1 protein-coding gene is annotated in these 258 nt (G+C 56.2%); it reads left to right on the forward strand.

The annotated features are described in order from the left end of the window. On the forward strand, window positions 1–258 hold a 258-nt coding region (locus ACO0LH_RS28665), incomplete at both ends, for a hypothetical protein (protein ID WP_422944556.1).

Consider the following 258-nt stretch of genomic DNA (forward strand, 5'->3'; position numbering starts at 1 on the left):
TGACCAACATCCAGACACTGAACGCCGCCTTCACAGGCTCGTCCTCCGCTGGCGCCAACCTGGCAGTCACCGGTCTCGATCTGCAAGATGCCACTGGCCTCAAAACCGTCAACATCTCCCGTATCGCTTCTGCAGCTGGTACCAACAATGCCCGTATCGAAAACATCAAGTCCGTTCTCGACACCATGTCCATCACCAGCTCCAATGCCAACCAGGCAGGCGTTGTTGAATTCTCCTTCGGTACAGGCGTACTGGCAG

The sequence above is a fragment of the Undibacterium sp. TJN19 genome, assembly GCF_049339485.1.
GTDB lineage: Bacteria > Pseudomonadota > Gammaproteobacteria > Burkholderiales > Burkholderiaceae_D > Undibacterium.